This window comes from Hyphomonas oceanitis SCH89 (genome assembly GCF_000685295.1).
GTDB classification, from domain to species: Bacteria; Pseudomonadota; Alphaproteobacteria; order Caulobacterales; family Hyphomonadaceae; genus Hyphomonas; species Hyphomonas oceanitis.
In genome coordinates this window covers 1-4,549 of record NZ_ARYL01000077.1, presented here as the reverse complement: position 1 = coordinate 4,549, position 4,549 = coordinate 1, and the positions used below count along the sequence as shown (strand labels likewise).

Genomic DNA, 4,549 nt, shown 5'->3' with positions numbered 1-4,549 from the left:
GAACAATGCGAGGATGAACACCGCCGCGCTTGTGGCGAAGATGCCGATATTCGCACGCCGGTTCTTGTACATCCCAAGCATGAAGGCGAGCATGATAGCCGCCATTGCCGCGCCCATGAGGAAGGCCATGTAAAAACGGGTCTCGCTCCAGAACACGTGTCCCCATTCGAATGTATTGAGATACATGAGGCCCAGCATCACGACTGTTGATGTTGCGATCATGGCGCCGAATTTTGTGTAATTATTCATTCGCTTTTCTTCTCCCGGAGTTTGCGTGTGGGGCCATGCTGGCCAAACGCCTGTGCGCTCTGGGGGTTCCCTGCGGTTCCCGACACAGGTGAGCAGGACACCTTGCCTTAAGTTCTGCCAGGCCTTTGGCCTGGACGTGACCGGGGCAGAGATTGAATCACTTGAAGATCAGACGGTCTTGAGTGTTCGTTGCTTCGACCGACTACGGGACCGGGAGGGCCTCTTCCACCGGCAGCCTAGCTGACAATCAACGAGGTGATCGAGATATCGGCGGATACATGCGGCACAGTATTTGTCGATACGACTCGTGATGATACCGCCTTGAGGGCTTCATATGCATCACCGGCAAACAGTGCATGGACCACGACGCAGACGGGTTTGGGAAAGCCTGTCGTTTCGAAATGGCGTGCTGCTTCAATCATGGTGCGGCCCGACGAAGCGATGTCGTCGACCAGAACAGGTTGGTAGCCGGTCCAGTTCTCGAGACCCGGTGCCGTGACTTCGACATTTCGGTCACCGTGGCGGATTTTCGAAAGCACAAGGTGAGGCGCGCCAATCCGTCCGGCAACATCGGAGACCCATTGCGCGCTTTCAGAGTCAGGCCCGATGATGAGTGGGTTTTCGACATGTGTCGTGATCCAGTCGGCGAGCGCTGGAGCGGCGTGCACGACTTTCGTCTTGATCGAAAAAACCTCGTCCAGATCATGAATGCGGTGCAAATGCGGGTCGACTGTCACAACGCGGTCGAACGCCTCGGACAGCAGTCTTGCAAAGTGCCGCGAGGAAACCGATTCACCATCAGAGAATCGCTTGTCCTGGCGCATGTAGGCGAGATAGGGCGCAATCAGCCCGACTGACGTTGCGCCAAGTTCGCGTGCTGTATAGGCCGCGAACAGGAGTCCCGGCAATTGTGGATCGGGGCGGGCCAGTGTGCAGACCAGTTCTACGGATTTACCCGCCACATCCGAGGCAATCCGGACATAGGTCTCCTGATCCGGAAACCGGCGCAATTCCAGCTCACCGAGCGCGCTGTTCGTGATCTCAGCGAGTTGCGCAGCCATCGCTTCGTTTCCGGGAAGCGGAATGTAAATCGTCATGGATCAGTCCTCGATGGTGAACATGTCGGCGTTGGAGATGGCATAGGCCATCGCATAAGCGATCTCTCCTGGCGCCTCTGCATGGATCGTCACAACCGGCTCGCCGAATGCAACCTCGTCGCCAAGGCGTTTGTGGAGTATCAGCCCTGCCGCTGGCCGTGCCGGAGCTCCGGCAAGTTTGGCGAGCCGAGACAGTTTGCGATTGTCAATCGCCGACAATCTGCCGGCTCGGATTGCCGTGACGGGTACTGTTTGCTGTGCTCTGGGCGGTTCGCGCATGCCGCCCTGAGCAGCGCAGATTGCCTGAAATTTCGTCCAGGCAGAGCCGCTGTCCAGTGCCTCGCGGGCGAGCGCAACGCCTGTTCCTGGTACAGCCGTGCCAGCGAGTTCCAGGGCTGTGCCGGCGAGTGATATTGCGCGCTCGCGAAGATCGGGCGGTGCATTCTGGCTCCTTTGCAGGACATGCAGCACGTCCCGGGCTTCGAGCGCGGGTCCGATGCCCCGGCCAACCGGTTGGAGTCCATCGCTGAATACACACCTGGTCTTCAGGCCAAATTCGCCTGCAACGATCGTCATGTGCTGGGCAAGCGCCCGGGCATCAGACTCGCTGCGCAGCTTTGCTGTCGGCCCGACGGGAAGATCCAGAACCACATGGGTTGCACCGGCGGCGATCTTCTTTGACAGGACTGATGCGATGAGCTGGCCTTCCGCGTCAATGTCGAGGGCGCGTTCGATGCGGATCAGAATGTCATCGGCCGGGCTGAGCCGCACGGCGCCGCCCCAGGCCAGGCATCCGCCCTCCGCATCGACCACCCGCCTGATCTCAGACAGCGAGAGGTCGACGGGTGTGAGCGTTTCCATCGTGTCGGCCGTCCCGGCAGGCGACGTGATCGCCCGTGAAGACGTCTTCGGAATGATCAGGCCAAGGCTGGCCAGGATAGCGACAACGATGGGCGTTGTGCGGTTGCCAGGCAGGCCGCCAATGCAATGCTTGTCCAGGACCATCTCCCGGTCCCAGTCGAGCTGCTCGCCCACCTTGACCATGGCTCCGGTCAGGGATGTCATTTCGTGAATATCGAGAGGCAGGGTCGAGCAGGTCGAGACAAAGGCGGCCAGATGCACATCGGAATACAATCCTGCTGCGACATCAGTGATGATGCGGTCATAGGCATCGCCTGGCAGGCGCTTGCCCGTCATGCGCTGACGGACATCGGAGAGCGAGGGTAGCGTCGGGGCATGGCTGATCTTGAGGGCCGAACCCGGCTCCGCGCCGAGCCGTTTCCAGGCCGCTTCTGAGAGTCCCGCTTCGGTAAGGGCGAGCCACTCATCTTCAATCTGGTGCAGAGTCGCGATCACTTCCGTCTCGCCACAACTAACCAGCACCCGTGAGCGCGAAGTCAGGCCTTCTGAGCGGCAAACCGGGCAGTCGGTCCGCATCAGGATAATCGCATCATCCTGGGTATGCCATTTGAGTCGCCGGGCGGTCAGTTGACCGGGGTGTTGTGAGCGGTTGTCGCGCCCCATCACATGTTTCCCCCCAGATCATAGGTTTTCTCGCTCTCGACGACGTCGCTGCTCCAACCAAGCTCATCCTGCATGCGCGCGCTCAGCGCATCTGACGCGTCCGGTTCGCCGTGAACAACAAAGGCGCGTGTCGGGCGCGTTTCAAACCCATCAAGCCAGGTCATCAGTTCATCCGCGTCAGCATGGGCTGACAGGGCGGGCAGATTGGCGATCTCCGCGCCGATATGAACATCGTGGCCGAACATTTTGACCGTGTTCGCACCTTTGAGAATCCTGTCGCCGCGCGTGCCGGCGGCCTGATATCCGGCAAACAGGATCGTGTTCTTCCGGTCTCCGCCGAAGGCCTGAATATGGTGCAGCACGCGTCCTCCCGTCACCATCCCGCTTGCCGCGATCACGACTTTTGGCATCTGGTCCTGGGTGATCGCCTTGGACGCTTCGACATCTCGGGCATATGTCGCGATCGAACAGGTTTCTTTGCAAACCTGCGGTGCAAATCTGTGGTCTTCGAGATGCGCGCAGAGCAGTTCTGTCGCGTTGATCGCCATTGGACTGTCCAGATAGATTGCAACATTCTGGAACTGACCCGCCTTTTTGAGCATCCAGATGTGGTAGAGGATAAGCTGGGTGCGCCCGACGGCGAAAGCCGGAATAATAATCGTGCCACCGCGTCTGACTGTACGATCGATCACTTCGCCCAATTGTTCCATGGGATCGACCTTTGGGTGGGTGCGATCACCATAGGTTGACTCCACGACGACATAGTCAGCTTTTCGCACGGGCTCGGGATCGAACATGAATGGATCGCCGTAGCGTCCGAGGTCCCCGGAAAAGACGATGGTTTTGCCGCCCCAGCGCACCTCGACTGTTGATGCACCGAGAATATGGCCGGCCCGCCGCAAATGGATATCGGCGCCGATGGCGAGATGAATGTCCTGATGAAACTCTATCGGCGTGAGCAGCTCTATGGCCGCCTCGGCGTCGGCGATCGTATAAAGCGGTTTGGCTGGAGTGTGCCGGGTATAGCGGTACCGGTTGGCTCGCTCGGCATCGCGCTCTGAAATATAGGCGCTATCACGTAGCAGGATTCCGCAAAGGTCCTTGGTCGCGCTCGAACAGAAGACCGGTCCACGATAACCTTCCCGGACCAGTTTCGGCAGGTATCCGCTATGATCAATATGAGCGTGGGTGAGTACGATCGCGTCAATCGATGCCGGATCGACTGGAAATGGCGCCCAGTTGCGTTCGCGCAAAGCCTTGTAACCCTGAAAAAGGCCGCAATCGATCAGAAGGCGCTGGCCGTTGCATTCGAGGAGATGGCGTGAACCGGTAACGGTTCCTGCGCCGCCAAGGCTGGTCAGGGTAAGGGTCATAGTGCGGTCTCCTCGCGGTGAATGGGTTTTGCATGTGTCAGCACAGACGGGTTGCCGGATCCTTCAATGGCCCGGCGCTCATCTGCAGACAGAAGGTCTGAGGGTAATTCTTTCAGAACGGTGATGGCAGCATCAACGGCGTGAGCCCAGGTGCAGTGATTGGCGAATAGCATGCCATGCACATCCAGAGTCCCGCCGCGCGAGATATAGCCCAGCGCGCGCATTTGATCCGGACCGCCGTCGATTCGCCGGAGGATGCCGGTCATCGGCTCCGGCCTGGTATGGGTCAGAAGTACACGTGGCAGC

The 4,549-nt window shown here is 59.3% G+C and carries 3 protein-coding genes and 2 pseudogenes; all 5 read right to left on the bottom strand.

The window, feature by feature from the left end; genetic code table 11:
• Positions 1–249, bottom strand: a pseudogene (locus tag HOC_RS19980) (DUF305 domain-containing protein); the annotation flags it as partial.
• A 236-nt stretch (positions 250–485) separates the two neighbouring features.
• Positions 486–1,346 carry a ribose-phosphate pyrophosphokinase gene (locus HOC_RS19975; protein ID WP_035542105.1) on the bottom strand — a complete coding sequence of 287 codons (861 nt, stop codon included), beginning with the start codon at positions 1,344–1,346 and terminating at the stop codon, positions 486–488.
• Positions 1,347–1,349: 3 nt separating this feature from the next.
• Positions 1,350–2,870 (bottom strand): thymidine phosphorylase family protein, encoded by a 1,521-nt coding sequence (locus HOC_RS19970; RefSeq protein WP_035542103.1) that lies wholly within the window; start codon positions 2,868–2,870, stop codon positions 1,350–1,352.
• On the bottom strand, positions 2,870–4,243 hold the full coding sequence (locus HOC_RS19965) for an MBL fold metallo-hydrolase RNA specificity domain-containing protein (RefSeq protein WP_035542101.1): 1,374 nt from the start codon (positions 4,241–4,243) through the stop codon (positions 2,870–2,872). Before HOC_RS19965 ends, HOC_RS19970 begins: the two co-directional genes overlap by 1 nt.
• Positions 4,240–4,549: pseudogene (locus tag HOC_RS22760) on the bottom strand (phosphoketolase family protein); the annotation flags it as partial. The pseudogene HOC_RS22760 and the gene HOC_RS19965, both read right to left, overlap by 4 nt.

Excerpts from the sequence above, each read along its gene's own strand:
- HOC_RS19975 (WP_035542105.1), bottom strand. The coding sequence starts at position 1,346 with ATGACGATTTACATTCCGCTTCCCGGAAACGAAGCGATGGCTGCGCAA.
- HOC_RS19970 (WP_035542103.1), bottom strand. The coding sequence starts at position 2,870 with ATGGGGCGCGACAACCGCTCACAACACCCCGGTCAACTGACCGCCCGG.
- HOC_RS19965 (WP_035542101.1), bottom strand. The coding sequence starts at position 4,243 with ATGACCCTTACCCTGACCAGCCTTGGCGGCGCAGGAACCGTTACCGGT.